This is a genomic window from Lentzea sokolovensis, assembly GCF_033949975.1.
In the GTDB taxonomy this organism is placed as follows: Bacteria; Actinomycetota; Actinomycetes; order Mycobacteriales; family Pseudonocardiaceae; genus Lentzea; species Lentzea sokolovensis.
Genome location: NZ_JAXAVU010000015.1, coordinates 152,967 through 170,148 on the forward strand (window position 1 = coordinate 152,967; position 17,182 = coordinate 170,148).

Annotated in this window: 7 protein-coding genes; all 7 read right to left on the bottom strand. The window is 67.7% G+C overall.

From position 1 onward, the window contains the following. The 7 genes from SK854_RS39095 to SK854_RS39125 all read right to left on the bottom strand — a co-directional run bounded on the left by SK854_RS39095 (position 1) and on the right by SK854_RS39125 (position 16,970). Entirely contained in the window at positions 1–846 is an 846-nt protein-coding gene (locus SK854_RS39095) for a carbohydrate ABC transporter permease (RefSeq protein ID WP_319980185.1), read from the bottom strand. Further along, positions 846–1,805 carry a carbohydrate ABC transporter permease gene (locus SK854_RS39100; RefSeq protein ID WP_406601880.1) on the bottom strand — a complete coding sequence of 320 codons (960 nt, stop codon included), beginning with the start codon at positions 1,803–1,805 and terminating at the stop codon, positions 846–848. Before SK854_RS39100 ends, SK854_RS39095 begins: the two co-directional genes overlap by 1 nt. After that, a complete protein-coding gene (locus SK854_RS39105; protein WP_319980186.1) occupies positions 1,802–3,055 on the bottom strand; it encodes an ABC transporter substrate-binding protein in 1,254 nt (417 codons plus the stop codon). The genes SK854_RS39100 and SK854_RS39105 overlap by 4 nt, the downstream gene beginning before the upstream one ends. Positions 3,056–3,223: 168 nt before the next feature. Further along, positions 3,224–3,784: a general stress protein gene (locus tag SK854_RS39110; protein ID WP_319980187.1), complete on the bottom strand. Its 561-nt coding sequence runs from the start codon at positions 3,782–3,784 to the stop codon at positions 3,224–3,226. Positions 3,785–3,890: 106 nt separating this feature from the next. Beyond that, positions 3,891–4,112, bottom strand: coding sequence for a hypothetical protein (locus tag SK854_RS39115; protein WP_319980188.1), 222 nt, complete (start codon positions 4,110–4,112; stop codon positions 3,891–3,893). 9 nt (positions 4,113–4,121) lie between these two features. Continuing rightward, positions 4,122–10,274: a polymorphic toxin-type HINT domain-containing protein gene (locus tag SK854_RS39120; protein ID WP_319980189.1), complete on the bottom strand. Its 6,153-nt coding sequence runs from the start codon at positions 10,272–10,274 to the stop codon at positions 4,122–4,124. 21 nt (positions 10,275–10,295) lie between these two features. Next, positions 10,296–16,970, bottom strand: coding sequence for a LamG domain-containing protein (locus tag SK854_RS39125; RefSeq protein ID WP_319980190.1), 6,675 nt, complete (start codon positions 16,968–16,970; stop codon positions 10,296–10,298). Between the last annotated feature and the right edge of the window lie 212 nt (positions 16,971–17,182).

The following is a 17,182-nucleotide window of genomic DNA, read 5'->3' on the forward strand; positions in this document are numbered from 1 at the left end:
TCACCCCTTGACGGCGCCGGAGGTCAGGCCGGCGACGATCCGGCGCTGGAAGAACAACACGAAGAGGATGATCGGGATGGTGATGACCACGGCGGCCGCCGCGATCGACCCGGCCGGGTCCTCGAACTGCGAGCTGCCGGTGAAGAACGACAGCGCCACCGGCACGGTCCGCGACTGCTCGGTCGAGGTGAGCGAGATCGCGAACAGGAAGTCGTTCCAGCAGAAGATGAACACCAGGATCGCCGTCGTGAACACACCCGGCGCGGCCAGCGGCGCGATGACGCGACGGAACGCCTGCCCCGGCGTCGCACCGTCCATCTTCGCCGCCTTCTCGAGCTCCCAGGGGATCTCGCGGAAGAACGCCGACAGGGTGTAGATCGCAAGCGGCAGCGCGAACGTGATGTACGGCAGGATCAGACCGGGCCACGTGTCGAACAGGCCGAGCGAACGCTCGATCTCGAACAACGGGGACACCAGCGAGACCTGCGGGAACATCGCGATCAGCAGCGAGACGCCCACCAGCAGGTTCTTGCCGGGGAACTCCAGCCGCGCGATGGCGTAGGCGGCCATCGTGCCGAACACCACGGCGATCGCGGTCGCGATGATCGCGATGCCGATGGAGTTGATCAGCGCCCGCGTGAACTCCGACGTCGAGAAGATGTTCTGGTAGTTCTCCAGACTCCACTCGCGAGGGATGAAGTTGCCGTCGGACAACGTCTTCGACGACTTGAACGACAGCGACACGATCCACAGCACCGGGATCAGCGCGTAGATCACGACGACCGTGTTGAGCACGCCCCAGCCCCACTTCTTGGCCGGGGTCTCCGCTCCTCCGATACCCGCCATCAGCGCTTCCCTCCGTCGTCACTGCCGGGGGCAGCGGTGCCGAAGAGCTTGATGAACACGAACGCGATGATCGCGACCATGATGAAGATCAGCACGGACATCGTGGATCCGATACCGAGGTTCAAGCCCTTGATCAGGTTGTTGTAGGTCAGCATCGACACCGACGACGTGCCCTGCGAACCCGCGGTGAGCACGAAGAGGTTGTCGAAGATGCGGAACGCGTCGAGCGTGCGGAACAGCAGTGCCACGAGGATCGCCGGCTTCATGATCGGCACGGTGATCCTGATGAACCGCTGCCACCCGTTCGCGCCGTCCATCGCGGCGGCCTTGAGCAGGTCGTCCGGCACCAGCGCCAGACCCGCCATCAGCAGCAGGGCCATGAACGGCGTGGTCTTCCAGATCTCCGCGAGACCCACGACCATCAGCGCCGGGATCTTCTCCGTGAGCACGGGATCGCCACCGAGCGCCTCGGCGAGGTAGCCGGTGCCGGGCGTCCAGGCGAAGCGCCAGGAGAACGCGGCCACGACCGTGACGATGCCGTACGGGATCAGCGTCGTCGTGCGGACGATGCCGCGGCCGACCAGCGCCCGGTGCATGATCAGCGCGAGCGACATGCCCAGCACCAGTTCGACGGCGACCGTGACGACGGTGAGCAACACCGTCACCCAGACCGCGTTCCACCAGTACGGGCTGCTGAGCACCGTGACGTAGTTGTCGAACCAGATCCACTCGGTGCGGTCCGGGAACTTCAGGTCGAACCTCTGCATCGACAGCAGCAGCGAGTAGAGGATCGGCCAGCCGGTCACCGCGATCATGGTGATCGCGGCAGGTGCGCAGAGCAGCCATCCGAGCCGGCGTTCGGCCCTCTTGCCCTCGCTCAGCGCGACCTTCTTCTTGGGGGCGACCGACGCAGGCGTTGCCCCGGTCGTCGCCGTGTCGTCCGTTGCTGTCTGGCTCACGGCAGCACCCCCTTCGAGTCGAGAGCGTCCTGCAGTTCCTTGCGCAGCCTGTCCGCCGTCGCCTGCGGGTCGATGCTCGCGGGCGGCGAGAGGATCGTGGAGATGACCGTCGAGACGTTCTGGTAGGCGGGCGTGCGCGGCCGCACACTCGCGTTCTTCAGCGTCTCCTTGATGTCGTCGCGCATCGGGTACGCCTCGGCCATCTCGGGCTCGTCGTAGACGGCCTCGATGGTCGGCGGCACACCGTCCTTGAGCGCGGCGATCTTCTGGCTTTCCGCACCGCGCAAGCACAACACCGCGTCGAACGACTCGTCCGCGTGCGTGGTGTAGTTGCTGACGGCGTAGTTGATCCCGCCGACGGTGACCTTGGCGGCGTCACCGCTCACCGTGGGGTACGGCGCCCACTTGAAGTTCTTCGCGAAGTCCGGCTTCTTCTGCGCCGCCGCGTAGACGTACGGCCAGTTCAGCTGGAACGCCGCACTGCCGTTCTCCATCGCGAGGCGCGCGTTGTCCTCGGCCGCGTTGGAGAACGACGGGTCGATCGCCTTGGACGTGGCCAGCTTCTTCAACGCTGCCAACGCCTGCACGGCCTTCTCGTCGACGACGGCCTTGGTGCCGTTCTCGTCGAGGATCGTGCCGCCGTTGGAGTTGACGAGGGTGTTGTACAGCACGACGAGCCCCTCGTACTGCTTCCCCTGCGCCACGATCTGGCCGGGCTTCCCTTCCGCCACCAGCGCCTCGGCCATGGAGATCATCTCGTCCCACGTCTTCGGCGGCGTGGGCACGAGGTCCGAGCGGTACCACAGGAGCTGGACGTTCGTGTTGTCCGGAGCTCCGTACAGCTTGCCCTCGTAGGTCGCCGTGTCGAGCGGCGTCTTGAGCGTGCCGCTCTCCACCTGGGACTTGACGGAGCCGGTGAACTCCTTGATCCAGCCCGCCTTCGCCAGCTCCGCGGTCCACGTGACGTCGAGCCCGAGGACGTCCATGCTGTCGTCTTCGGCCGCGAGTCTGCGCACCATCTGCTCGCGCTGACCGTCCGCCTCACGCGGCAGCTTGTTGTAAACGATGTTGTATCGCCCGCCGGCCTTCGCGTTGCAGCTGTCGACGATGGCCTGGAAGTTCTCCTGGGGATACTTGTAGACGTTGACGGTGATGCCGCCGTCGCCCGACCCGCACGCCGTGAGCGTTCCTGCCGCGAGTACCGCGGCTCCCACTCCGGCGGCAAGTCGATAGCGCCGTGTCGCACCCATCGGCCCTGCCTCCTTCCCGACTACACGGAGGAGCCAGACCGCAGCGCCCGGCACCTCGTCGTGCCACCGGCCGCACCGGGCGGACCGGTCAGATGAACCTAGGCCGGGTGATCACGAGCCGCAACCAAGAGAGGCAACGATTCAGAACCAATGGGCATGTAGGGCGTCTCAATTGCCGGGGTTCACCGGCCGCATGGCCAGCCGTGCGAGCAGGTCACGCCCCTTTTCGGCCGACTTCGGGTGGCACAACACGTCGTACCTGTTGGCCACGAGCTGACTGGCCGACTGGAAGTCCCGCTTACCGCGCGCCGACCCGTACCCGACGGCCGCGAACACCAGCCCGAAGAACACACCGGTGATCAGACCCGTCAGCACCGGTCCGACGGTGACGCCCGGTTCCGGGCTGAAGAGAGTCAGCAGCAGGCCGACGAACAGACCGAACCACGCGCCGCTCGCCGCACCGGTCATGAGGACACGGCTCCACGTGAGCTTGCCGGTGATCCGTTCCACCAGCATCAGGTCCACGCCGACGATCATCACGTCCTGGACCGGGAAATCCTCTACGGCGAGATGGTCAACCGCACGTTGCGCTTCCTCATACGTGGCGTACGAACCGACCGGCCACCCCGTCGGCGGGGTGGGCAGGCGGGGAGGGACGCCGGGCCGGTTCGGGTTGGCGAACGGACTCGTCACGGGGACCACCTCTGTCGGACGCGCTGATCGTCCCATCCTGCCAGTGCCCCCGGCGGGGTGCCGAGACGCCTGCGGGTGTTTTGCCGGTTTACGCCGGTGGGCCGTGTCCGACACACGTCGGACACGGCCCACCGGCTACCGATCAGCTGAGCAGCTCGTCGCCCTCCGCTGTCCACACTCGCTTTGAACCGCGAATGGGATCCCAGAGCTTCACGTGGTCGTCGTGCACAGCGATCTCGCCCTCGCCATCACCGAGCCATTCGACAACGATGTGCTCGCCCGGAGGAACTACGTACTCCTCTCCCAACGGCTCGAAAACGACGAGAAGCGGAGCCTTCTGCTTCGCCACCACTCGGATCTTCACAGATGTCCCTCACCTCGGTAGGCGTTTGGCGACGTACTCGAAGAGCTTCGCCCGCTGGCCGGCGCTGGGATTACCGGGAGCGACGGCGATGACCTTGGCATAGGCGTCCTGGATGATGCCTGCTTGTCTCTGAGTCATTCCCATGTCCTGCAGTTTCTTGACATGTTCTGGCGTTCTCAGAGCAAGGCTCCCGTCCTTGTTGCCCCAGACCTCATCACCAAAGGCTCCGAGTCCGCTGAAGCCGAGTTCGGCCGCGACCTCCTTCACCCTGTCCATCTCGGCCTTCACCAACTGGGCCACGTGGCTGCCCTCACCCCGGCGAGGCCGCTCCTTCGCACAGTTGTGCACGAGGACCGGCGCCGAACCCGCCATGACGTAGTAAGTGTGAACCTCGTTCACGGTCAGGTTGTAGGTGCGCATCACCGCCGGATAGGCGCGAGTCTCCGCCACCGCGACGTGATCGCCATTCGGAGTTCGAAGCAGGTCGCCGGACTCCAGATCAGATGCGTGAACCCAGTCCTGGGCGACGGCGTCGTAGAACGGGTGGTGAGCGGTCGTACGAATCGTCTTCTCGCCGGACGGAGTCGAGACCACGAGGTCGACGTAGTCCTTGTCCTCATCCGTGACGATGACGGCGACGACCTCGTGCTGCCCGATCTCCTCGGACGGGCTGTTCGGATCGTTGCTCGCGACTTCGTCCCCGACCTCGATCTCGTCGATCCGTTTCGTCGTGCCATCGGCCATCAGGACCAGCGTGTCGCCGGTGAAGCTGTTCCGGCAAAAGGTGCGCGGTGAGAACGACTCGCGGGCGGACATCGCGGAGCCGCTCTTGCCGCCACCCCGCATCGGCGACGGACCGCCGGGTCGGCTGAAGTCAGGCCCGACCGCGGTGAGGTGCGAACCGATCAACTGCATCTTGAAGTCGTGGCTGCACCCCGCGGTCTGGGAGTAGGTGCAGGCTTTCATCGCGAAGTCGAGCAACTGCACGGTGCTGTAGCGGCCGTCCGGGTCCTCCGGCGCCGGGTACCAGTCCGTGGCGATGATCTTCGACCTGATTGCGCGCATCTCGTCGGCCAGCGCGAACACGTCAGGCCCAGCGCCGATGACCTCCCAGTCACCGATGTAGCTCTTGCCCGTGTCGTAGTCGTAGTAGACGTCGATGCCCTCGCGGTCGTCCGCGACGATGCCCTGCGACCCCCTGTCGGTGCCCGGGGTAGAGGCAGAACTGCCACCGCTGGTCCTGTTGTCCTTGTAGGAGCAGGTACCGGAACCGGCACCGTCCAGGCAGCTCATCGGCAGCAGACCGGTCGGGTCGCTCGACGTGATCGGCGAGTTGTTCGCGTAGCTGTAAGCGGCCCACTGCTGCGGATCGTCCGGGTCGAGGATCGGGTCGACCGAGATGAACCGCCCGATCGCCGGGTCGTACTGCCTCGCCCCCAGTTCCACCAGGCCGGTGGAGACGTCGATGGTGCCCCCGACGAAGCCTCGTTCGCCGGGGAACGTGGCCGCGCCGCCGCGAGGTGCGCCGAACGGGGTCTGGCGGCGCCGTTCCACCGCCATCGTGTCGCGGTTGACCGCGATCTGGGCCGTGCCCTGGTGGTCGTTGGCCAGCCAGGTCAGTTTGGTGGTGCCCTCGCGCATCGCCACGATCTGGCCACCGTGCGAGTAGTAGCGCGTGACGGTGGGCTTGGTGGCGCCCTTGGCCAGGCGGATCTCCTGGCTGCCCAGGTACAGCGTCGTGCCGTCTGGGTCTCGGCGCAGCAGGCGCGAACCTGAGGTGTCGTAGACGAAGGACGTGTCCTTCGCGTCGCCCGCGATCTTGCCGACGCGGCCTTCGACATCCCAGTCGAGCGTTTGCGCGGCGCCGGTCAGGTTGCGGGTCTTGGTGTTGCCCGCGGCGTCGTAGGTGAAGCGGTCGAGGTTGCTGCCTCCGGGGCCTTCCGTCTTCACGGAGTCCAGTGAGTGCGCCCGCGAGTAGTTGTAGGTGCGGGTGGTGTTGCCGCCCGAGGCGTACTGGATCTCCTTCGTGCGGTTGCCGATCGCGTCGTACTCGAACGACTGCCGGTAGGGCGCGGGGCCGCCGAGCGCGGTCGTGGCCGGGTCCGCCGAGCAGTCGCCGGACGGGGTCCAGGCCTGGGTCAGGCGCTGGAGGTTGTCGTAGCGGAAGCACTGGCGTTCAGGACTGAGCGGCGTGCTGTCCACAACGGACTGGATGTTGCCGGCGTCGTCGTAGTTGTAGTTGACGTCCGCCTGCTTGGGAGACGGGACTTCGGCGTCGACGATGTAGCGGTTCGCCCGGCGGGTGTTGTCGTCGTAGTAGTACGACAACCACGTGCGCTTGCCGGTGGCACCGAGTTCCAGTCGGTACAGCTCGCCGTACTTCGTGTAGGCAGTGCTGTTGACCAGCAGCTCGCTCGAAACGCCGCTCGGACCGGCCGAGGTCTGCGATGGCCGGCCGAAGTCGTCGTACTGGTGGAACACGGTTTCGCTGGGCATGCCGGCCGCGTTGATCGCACCGTAGGTGGCGCCCTCGACGCTGCCGTCCGGGGCGTACTTGAACGTGGTCGCGTAGGTGCCCTTGAGCGGCCCCTCGGCGTCCGGGATCACCGTCTGGGTGCTCAGCGGCTGGTCGAGCGGGTCGTAGTCGACGATCTTGTTGGTGTAGGCCTTGCCGTCGGCGTACCTGGTCGACGAAGCGGGCAGGCCGAGGCCGTAGTCCGCGGTGTCGTAGGTGAACTCCTTCAGCGCCGTCGTGCCCGACTTGACGGATGTCGTGCGGCCCAGCTTGTCGTAGCTGTAGGTGAGGGTGTTGTTCAACGCGTCAGTGACGGTGGAGAGCTGGCCCAGCGCGTCGTAGGTCATCGTGGAGACGCCCTTGTCGACGTCCTCCGCGCGGACCTGACGGCCGTGCAGGTCGTACTCCCACTTCCACTTGTTGCCCGCGGCGTCCGTGGTGGACGCGAGCTCACCCGCGAGCGTGTACGAGTAGCGAACGGTGTCGTGGTCGCCGCTCGCGGTCGTACCCTTGTACTGCCACATCTCGGTGCGCTGGCCACGTGCATCGGAGATGACTGTGGTGGGCGTGCCGCCGCTCGGAGGCGTGACATCGATCCGGTCACCGCCATAAGCGGTGGTGCTGCGCCACTTCTCCTGCGCACCGGCCTGGTAGATCGAGTGCTGGACGCGACCGGCGCCGTCGTACTCCGTGCGGCTCACGCCTGGGACGTCGCTCTCGGAGAACACGAGAAGGTTCGTGTCCACCGCCTTGTTGTTGAAGAACGGCTGCGTCGTGCGGGACGGGCGGCCCTGTGAGTCGTACCTGGTGTCCGAGACCAACCGGCCGCCGTCGGTCGGCGTCTGGGTCTGCCGGACGCGATAGATGCCGTCGAAGATCGACGTGCTGGTGAGGTAGTTGCCCTTGGCGCTGATCGAGGTCGTCCTGACCGAGCTCGGCGCGTCCCGCTTGACGTCGTAGGCGAACGACTGCGACGGCTGGGTGGGCCAGTCCTCACGCGTGCGGTTGGGCATCCACACCGCGGTGGTGCGGCCGAGGGCGTCCGACGAGGACTCGGTGACGTTCTCGTTGGCGTCGACGATCTTCGTGTCCTTGCCCCACGCGGGTTCGATCGTCGTCGTCACGGTGTGGCCGAGCGCGTTGGTGCGGATCGTGCCCGTGGCCGGGCCGCCTGTCTTCGGAACGTACTCGGCTTTCGTCGTGGTGCCGGCCGAGTCGGTGACCGTGAGGCTGCGGCCGTAGACGTCGTAAGTGCTGGTGAGCTTCGCCTTCCACACGGCGCCGGACGCCGGCCGTTCGTCGATGATCTCGACCTTGGTGACGTTGCCCGCGGCGTCGTAGGTGTTGCGGACGCCGCCGAGCGACTGGGCCGGGAACGAGGCCGGGGTGCCGCAGGCAGCCGCCACCGACTCCGATTCGAGCGGGTAGGACCAGCGCCAGCGCGGCTCGTCCTGCAGGTAGGACGTGGTGGTGCAGCGGTCGTCGTCGGTCTTGTCGAGGTCGCCGTGGTCCTTGGACTCGGTGACCTGGCCGTGGTCGTCGTACTTGCTCTCGGTCTTGGTCTTGCGCCAGCCGCCCGACCTCAGCGCGGTGTAGGAGGTCGAGGACTCCTGCGCGGTCCAGTAGGCCTTGTGATCGCCGCGGGTGGCGGTCGGGCCCCGCCAGGTCGGCGTGGAGATGGTCTTGGAGAGGACGGTTTCGCTGGTGCTGTCGTGTGTCTGCGACTCGAAGCGGAAGCCGCTCAGCCAGTCCGAGTCCTCGCGGGTGCCGTTCTCGGAGTCGGCGACGGAGGCGGTGCGCGTGGCATTGCCGGGCAGTTTGTCGCCGTGCATGCCGCGGTAGAAGCGTTCCTCGGTCATCGTGACCGGGCCGCCGAGGTCGTTGTCCTTGCCGGTGAGCACGCGGACCCGGCCGAAGCCGCGGAACTCGTTGTAGGTCCGCTTGTCGTCCTTGGTGAACTCCGACTGGTCGCGCCGCCAGCCGGCGCCGTCGAGGTACTGGTAGCGCACCAGCTGTTCGGCGCTCGACGCGTAGCGGTCGGTGGTGGTGACCGATTCCACGACGTACTTGTGGAAGTAGTCGTCGCGCGGTTCGCCGTTCAGCGGCGCCCACTTGGCCGGGTAGCAGCGCTTGTCGTTCGTCTCCGGGTTGGCGGGCATCGCGGTGCCGGGCACGCAGTCGGGTGCGGCGTACTTCACGGCGGTGACGCCGCCTGCCTCGGAGACCACGCCGGTGACGCGGAAGCGGTTCAGCGGGCCGATGCCGGTCGGGGTGTCGACGCGGTTCGGCATCGCGGTGCCCTCGAACGTCACCTGCGGCAGCGGGAGCTCACCGCCGACGAGACCGGTGTGCGTGATTCCCTTGAGCCACAACGCCGCGTTGTAGCCGTCGTTGGTCTTGGGGAACTCGTGCTGCAGCGACCAGCGGTCGACGTTCTGGTAGCCGTTGCCCTTGCGGACCTGGGTCGTGATCGTCGACAGGCGCTTCGTCGACCAGAAGGTCGGCTGGTGCTTGTCGGGACAGGTCGCCGCGTCGCAGCGATCCGCGACCGCGGCGTCCGGCCAGTTCTCCTTGGTGTCGAGGGAGCAGTTGCTCTCCTTGACGCACCGGTTCTCCAGGCCGAACTCCACGCGACCGCTGGCGGGCGCGTTCACGTCGTCGCGCAGGCCGTACTCGACCGAAGCCAGCGTGCCGGCGCGGACGTAGGAGACAGCGGCGTTCTCGCGGTTCTTGCCGTACTTGTTGGTCTCGGTCTCGTAGTTGTAGAGGACCACGTTGCCGCGCGGGTCCACGACCTTGTCGAGCATCCACCGCCAGGCGCGGTCGCACGACGAAGCCGCGAACGTGTTCTCGTGGCAGGGCTCGTTGACGTCGTCGCCGAACACGGGCACGGTCCAGGTGGACTTCGCGTTGTTCCTAGTGCCGAAGAAGTACTGCGTGCCGTCGACCGTCGTGATCTTCCACGACTCGTTGAACTTGTCGCCGTTGCCCTGCGTCGTGGTGCGCTCGACGCGCGAACGGTCATCGGCCTTGAGCCGCCACGGGCCGGTGTCGCCGTCCCTGATCAGCATGCCGCCGCGGCCGCCGAACGAGGCGGTCGCGTTGTCGCTGCGCCAGCACAGGTCGCCGACCTTGGGCGGCGTGGTGCCGCCTTCGGTGTCGTCCATGCAGTTTCCGTAGGCGCGTTCGACGTACCCGGCGGAGAGGTCCCAGCCCTCACCCACCCACGACGGCTGGTTGTTCGTCACCGACGTCAGACCGTCCACAGCGGACGATCGGTAGGACAGGGCGAGCGACGGGCTGAATCCGCCGGGTGCCGGTGGGACTCGCAGCGGATAGGACCAGGAGAAGTCGCCGCTCTGCCGCGACACCTCCCACGAGGACGACGCCGAGAACGGGGTGGCGGCGAACGATCCGCCACCCTGCTGAGTACCGCCCGCGGGCTGGTTCCCCTTCAACGCCCGCGTTGTCGCCTCGTCCTGACCGCGGGCGCCGAGCGAACCGTTCGACACCGCGACGGACGGCACGTCCGGCGCGTTCACCGACGGGCTTCCCGCGGCGATGGCGGCCTCGTCGACCGCCACCGACACGGTGGTGATCGCGAGGCATACCGCCATCGCTCTTATGAGGGCGCGCTTGAGCTTCATGGTGTTCGTCTCCCCCAGAGGTCAGAACGTCGCGACGGTGGTGGGCGTGGTCACGAGCACATGGCCGAGCTGCTCCTCGACCACCTGCCCCTCACAGGTGCTGCTGACCGAATCGAACCGGTTGCCGGCCGCACCGGCACGGCAGCGCATCAACGGCTTGGACACCACGCCCTCCGGCGGTGAGGTCCACACATGGCCGATACCTCCGAGGCGTTCCTTGCCTCCACACGTCGAGTCCCGCGAGCTGAACGTGTCGGTGCCCTCGCGGCACAGCCAGAGGACAGCGGTGCCGGGTGTGGCGACCAGCCCGACGACCCCGAGGAAACCCTCGTAGCGGTAACCGGGGGCCACACCGTGCGTGGTGCTCCAGTGATCCCACGGGTAGGCCGTGCTGAGGTAGCGGGACAGCGACGCGTAGCCGCGCAGCCAGCCCAGGCGCTTCACCTTCGTCTGGCCTTCGCAGTCGTCCGCCGTGGCCGTGAACCTGTCCGCGTTGACGACGCACAGGTTGAGCTCGACGGCCGGGATGTTGACGGGCTTCACGGAGTAGACCGCGCCGGTCTCACCGATCAGCGTCGCGCCCTCGCAGTCCGCGGCGGTCGAGCTGAAGTGGTCGTTGCCCGACTTGCACGAGTACAGCGGTTGCGTGTTCGGCTCGGTCAACGACGGCGGCTGGCCCATCACTCCCTCGTAGCGGTAGTTCGGCAGCGGTGCCACGCCGGTGAGGCCCGTGTAGTGCTCGCCCGCACCGGCGGTGCTGACGAACCGGCCGAGCTGGCCCGCGGGCGACAGCGGACGGGACGCCCGTTCGAGCAGCGTCGCGTCGGGCGCCATGCCCAGCTCGACGCGGACCTCGTCGATCAGCCCGAAGAACCGGTCTGCGTCCTTGCCGTCCGACTTGCCCCTGCCGACGGACATCGGGCCGTCAGCGAGCCACATGCGGCCGGACGTGGTGCCGACGAGCTTTCCGTCGACGTAGAGCTTCAGCAGTCCGGCGCCGTGGTCGTACACACCGGCGAGATGCGTCCAACGTCCCAGCACGGCAGGCTCCGCGGACAGAGCCTTCGCCAGCGGCGCCTCCGTGGAGTCCTGCACGGGCGCGGCGAAGGCCCACCTCTTGGACTCCTGCCGGTACTGCAGGACGAAGCCGCTGACCTCGGTTCCGTCCTGGCCGAGCACGGTGTAGGTCCTGTCATCCCGCTCCAGCCGTGCCCACGCCTGAACGGTGAAACTGTCACGCGGGTTGACGCCGTGCGCCTTGGCCGTCGCGGAACCGGTGCCGTCGAAGTTCGCCGAGGTGCCGAACACCCCGCGGCCGAACGTGACGCCGCCCGTCATCGTCAGCGTGTTGGCACGCCAGGTGGTGTCGTCGCCGTTGCTCGCGTCGAACTTCCAGAGACCGGCGTCGTTCAGCATGACGTCGTTGTGCACCAGGTTGACCTCGCCCTGCGTCAGCGCCTTGCCGAAGACGCGGACGTCGTCGACGCCCTTGTTCCACCAGCTGCCCTTGACGCCGTCCCACTTGCTGCGGCCGACGGTGAACGGACCCTTGGCATCCCAGCTGGTCGCGCCCACCTTGACCGCGGACTGCACACCGTTGACGTACAGGCGAAGCTGCTTGTTGTCGGGGTTGTCGGGGTCGCCGGCGTCGTACACCACCGCGAGGTGGGTCCACCGGCCGATCTTGGCGGGCTCGGACGAGACGAGCACGGTGGCGGTGCCGCCGTTCACGTCCGCGTGCGGCTGCACGACCGCCCACCGGCCGGAGTCACCGTTGTAGGACAGGACGAAGGCGCTGTCCTGCGTGCCGTCCTGCGCCACGATCGACCGGTTGCCGGTGATGCCGGTCTCCGGGTAGGCCCACGCGGTGACGGTGTAGCTGCTCAAGGTGTCGATGACCGGACCCGCGGTCTCCCCCGCGCCGCTCGACCCGTTGAACCAGGCGCTGCCGGAGTTGCGGCCACCGCCCCAGGTGGAGCCGGCGCTCAGGGTGAGCGCGTTGCCGCGTCCGCTGCTGTCCGCGGCGGTCGTGCCGGTCTTCTCGTCCAGTTTCCAGTGCCCGACGTCCGCGACCGGCAGAGTGGCGGCCGGTTGTTCCCGCGCCGGATACGACTTGTACAGCTTGAACACGCCGTCGAGGTTGGTCGCACCGGTGTAGATCCGGACGTCGTCGACGGATCCGGTCCACCGTTCGGCCTCGGCCGGAACGCCCGCCAGCTTCGACCGGCCGATCTGCACGCCACCCGACGCGGTCCAGGCGTTGTTGAGCGCGCCCTCGCCCATCCGGTTGCCGTTGACGTAGAGCAGCAACTGCTTGGCCGCGCGGTCGTAGACGCCGACCAGGTGCACCCACTTGTTGAAGTCGGAACGCTCGACCGACACGGCGGCCTTCGTGATCACCGTGTTGCCGAGGTCGTCCTCGGGCATCTCGAAGATCCAGTTGGCGGGGTTGTTCCTGTCCTGGAAGTACCCGAGGCGGAACTTGCTGTTCTGGTTCGCGTCCTGGCTGACCGCCACCTTCTTGCACTTGGCGGTGGAGCATTCCTCCGGCAGGTGCACCCATGCCGACACCGTGAAGCTCTGGTCCGTGCGGGGTACCGCGCCCGTCGACACCTCGCCGGCGCCGGTGAAGCTCACCGCGTTGCCGAGACGGCCGGGGGCGTAGGTGGCGTTGGTGAGCGTGCCCGCCTTGCCTCCGACCGCGTCGCCGGCGGTGGCGCCGGCGCCCTCGTCGAACTGCCACTTGTGCAGGAGGTTGAGGTCACGGCCCGACTTCGTGCGGATCTCGTCCGCGAACAGCGCGCGGTTGTGGACCTCCACGTCGTCGATCGCACCGGGGAACAGGTCCACGTCGGCGCCGTTCCACTGCGCACGGCCGATGCGGATCTGACCGTCAGGCCGGTCCCAGGCATCCGGATGAGTGGCGGAGGCGGCCTCGATGCCGTTGACGTACAACGTCATCCGGTCGCGAGCGGCGTCGTAGGTGCCCACCAGGTGGGTCCACACGCCCTGCTGGGCCACCGCGCCGATCGCCCGTGTCTGACGGCCGCCGCCGTTCGTCTCGTCCTTGCCGAACATCGCGAACGACCAGTGCCCGTCCGGCGTCGCCTGCAACTGGAAGGCGCTGACCGTGTTGCCGTCCTGGGACAGCACGGCCGGGTAGCGGTCGGTGACGACAGCGTCCAGTCGTGCCCACGCGCTGACGGAGAAGTTGCGCGACGTGTCCACCGCGTGTCCGGCGCGCAGCGACGACCCCGGGACACCGGTCAGGCGGACAGCGAGGTCCTTCGGGTCGGAGTTCTCGTTCTGGCCGCTCACCCAGTCGACGGGGTCGCCGAGCGTCAGGCCGCCGTTGTTGCCGGACGCGTCGGCGGCGTTACCGTCGAGGCGCCACTGCCGGACCGGATCGGCGTCCAGCTTGACGATGTCGCGGATCTCGTCGACCGCCAGCGTCCTGCTGTGCACGCGGACGTCGTCGAGGTCGCCCTTGAGGAAAGCGCCCTGCTGGTCGGTGCCCATCACGAACGCGCCACCCGCGTCCCAGAACGGCTTGGTGGCGGCAGCGCTCACCGCGGCCTCGTCACCGTTCAGGTAGAGGGTCGCCTTCTTGGTGCCGGTGTCGAAGACAGCGGCCAGATGCGTCGGCACGTCCTTCACCGCGGTGCCCGGCGCGCTCTGCGCGAGCACGTTCCACGCCGTGCCGCCGCCGGCCTCGGTCATCCCGAAGAGCCAGCGCCCGTCCCGCTGCTGCAGCACGAACCCGCTGGAGCTCGGACCGTCCTGCGACAGCACGGTCATCGGGCTGGTGGTGTCCGCCAGCGTGACGGACGCCGAAACGGTGAAACTCTTGTCCGTGCGCACGACGGCGCCGGCGGTGCGGGCCTGCCCGGTGCCGTCGAAACGCAGCGCGTTGTTCTTCGGCTGCGGACGCTGTTCGAAGAACGACACCCCGCCGGAAAGCGCGACGTTCGCTCCGTTGGTGACGGAGTTGCGCGCGGTGGTGCCCGGAGCGTCCTCGAACCGCCAGTGTCCGACCTGGACGTTGTCGCGCCGCACCTCGCCGAGCACCTCGGCATCGGTCAGCGCACGGTCGTGCACGCGCACCTCGTCGATGGCGCCGAACATGCTGTGGTGGAAGGTGCCCTGCGCCTTGGCCTGGCCGATGCGCAGCGCACCGGTCGCGTTCCACGGCGAGGTGGCCTTGCCTGTGCCTTGCAGCACGCCGTTGACGTACAGCTTGACGTCCTTGGTGTCGGCGTCGAACACACCGGTGAGGTGAGTCCACGCACCCGGTGTGGGTTCCTCCAGCGACTTCACGACGCCCCAGGTGGTCGGGTTCGCGGAGTCCTGCTGTGGCATCACGAACACCCAGCGCCTGTTGTCCGCCTGGTACTGCAGGCAGAAGGCGCACACCGAGTTGCCGTCCTGGCTCACGACCGCACGCCAGTACTGGTCGAGTCCGCCGTCGAGGCGCACCCACGCCGAGACGCTGAAACTCGAGTCGGTGCGCACGGCACTCGGGGCGGTGGCGTGGCCACCCATGCCGTCGAGGGCGAGCGCGGAGCCCACCGCGCCGGGGGTGAAGCTCGTCTCACCGTGTGCCGTGCCGTGCCGGTCGCCGAGGTACGCGGTGTCGTTGACGTTGCCGTCCAAGGCGTACTGGGCGATCGCGCCGCTGCCCGCACGGACGTAGATGTGGTAGACGCGTGCCGGGCCGGCGTTGCCCGCTCGGTCGACCGAGCGCACGAAGAGGTCGCGCGGGCCGTCACCGGGCATGGGCAGCGTGACCGTCGCGCTGCCGCCGAGCGCGTCGGCCTGTGCCGACAGCGGGGTGGTGTCGTCGCCCCAGCCGTAGGCGAACCTGTCGGTGTCGGCGTCCTTGGCGGTGAAGGTGAACTTGCCCGGCACCGTGGTGCCGCCGTGCCAGCGGTTGTCCTCCGGGTAGGTGAGGCTGCTGACGTCCGGCTTGTTGACCGGGTTCTTGCGGTCGACCCGGAACTGCTTGGGCCCCAGCACGTACTCCGACTTCCACGCGTCGTCCGTGGCGGCGGCGTACCAGGTGACCAAATAGCCTTCCTTGACCTCCGTCAGCGGCACGTCCTGCGAGGCGACCGACCAGGACGGCAGTGGCGCGCCGGTGAAGACGCGCTTGCTCAGGGTGTTGACGTGGTCGATCGGGTCCTGGTCGTAGACGTCCCAGATCGCGCGGACCTGGTCACCGTCCGAATCGGACACGGTGGCCTTCAGCTTGATCGACGAGCCTCCGTACCACGGCATGCCGGCGCAGTTGCCGCAAGCCTGAAGGTTCTCCTCGGTCGACGGGTCCCTCGGTGTGTCCGCGCGGCCGTTGTAGTAGACGACCAGCTTCGACTTGCTGGGATCGAACTTGCGCCAGGCGTTCTCGTCCTCCGACGAACCGATCCAGTACGTGGAGTTGCCGGTCACGTCGAGCCAGTGGTGGAAGGTGTCCTTGTTGAAGGAGAGGGCCTTGTGGTCCGAGCAGTTGCCGTTCACCGAGGGCACGCTCGCGCTGGTGAGGACGCCGATGTCGCCCGGCTGGTTGTTCCAGTTCGTGGAGGGCCCGATGTCCCCGTTGGCCACGTGCAGATCGTGCTGGTGCCACGCGTTGCAGGTCGGAGAGTGCACGACGGTGGCGTCCATGCGGGCGGAAGAAACGCTCTTGCCGTTGAGGAAGCTCGTGTCGAACTGGAAGTACGACCGCGTGATCAGCTTCGGCGACGTCAGGTAAGCGCGACCGGACCTCGCGGTGGGGTTGATCCTCACCCACGCGTACGTCTCCGCCTGGGAGTCCGCGCCGTTCCAGTGCGGCTTCTCCCTCATCGCGTGGGAGCCGTCGTCGTACACGGTCGTCCACCCGACGTTGGACTTCTCGGCGGGCGCCGGGTCGACGTACACCGGGTACACGGTCGCGGGATCGGTCAGCAGCTTCTGGTCGGGCACCAGCGTGAGCGAGTCCGCCGCGAACTCGACGCCGACCGGTGCCTGGTCGATGCGCGGCGCCTCGGTCTCGGCAGGCTGCTTCGAGTCCCACATCAGCGACTGCGGCACCGCGAACACGACCTCGCCGGCGGCGTCGACCAGGTCGAACGCACCCTGCGCACCAGGGCGGACGGTCAGACCAGTGGTCTGCATCCCGAGCTTCACGGCGGCGACGTGCTCGGCCGCGGTCCTGGTCTTGACGACGAGCAGCTGCTCGTAGCCGCCGTTCTTCGCGGTCATCCTGAGGTCGACGCCTTCGAACACCTCGGGGTAGGTCGCGACCGGACCGTCCACCACCGGGGCCGGCAGCGTGCCCGGCCAGGTCAGGGTGAACTCCTTGCCGCCCTTGCCCAACCGGACCAGCGGCTCGGTGCCGCCGCGGGAGAACGTCAGGCCGACGCTGGTCGCCTTGGTCTCGAGTCCCTTGTCCGTCGTGGACAGCGCCGTGTCGATCGGCGCCCACTTGCCGTCGCGCTGAACGCGTTGGGGCAGTGCGGAGACGGCGGCCTTGAGTTGCCCGCTGGGCTGTGCGAACACCTCGCGCGTCTCCGTGCGCATGTTGACCGCTTCGACCTCGATGCCCTGCGCTCGAGCGGCGCTGAGGGCCGTCGCGGTGTCGGGAGCCTCGGTGACGGGCTGCGGCGCAGCCGGTGTCCGTGGCGTGTCGGCGACTACGGCCACGACGGTGGCGGCCATGGCGAGTGACAGCAGGGCTGCGGAGACGTTTCTGGACGTGCGCAGGCGTGACTGACTCGCCGCGCGGCGGCGGTGCAACAAAGTGGGCCCCCAGGCTCGCGCATGTCCCCCGACGACACGCGAACTAGTTATGTCGGCGTGAAGCCTGACTGACGAAGCCCTGGTTACCTATAGTCCGAACGAGTGATCACTACCACGTGTGACCAGAGTGA

Coding starts and splice junctions, on each gene's coding strand:
- SK854_RS39095 (WP_319980185.1), bottom strand. CDS start 846: ATGGCGGGTATCGGAGGAGCGGAGACCCCGGCCAAGAAGTGGGGCTGG.
- SK854_RS39105 (WP_319980186.1), bottom strand. CDS start 3,055: ATGGGTGCGACACGGCGCTATCGACTTGCCGCCGGAGTGGGAGCCGCG.
- SK854_RS39110 (WP_319980187.1), bottom strand. CDS start 3,784: ATGGGACGATCAGCGCGTCCGACAGAGGTGGTCCCCGTGACGAGTCCG.
- SK854_RS39120 (WP_319980189.1), bottom strand. CDS start 10,274: ATGAAGCTCAAGCGCGCCCTCATAAGAGCGATGGCGGTATGCCTCGCG.
- SK854_RS39125 (WP_319980190.1), bottom strand. CDS start 16,970: ATGGCCGCCACCGTCGTGGCCGTAGTCGCCGACACGCCACGGACACCG.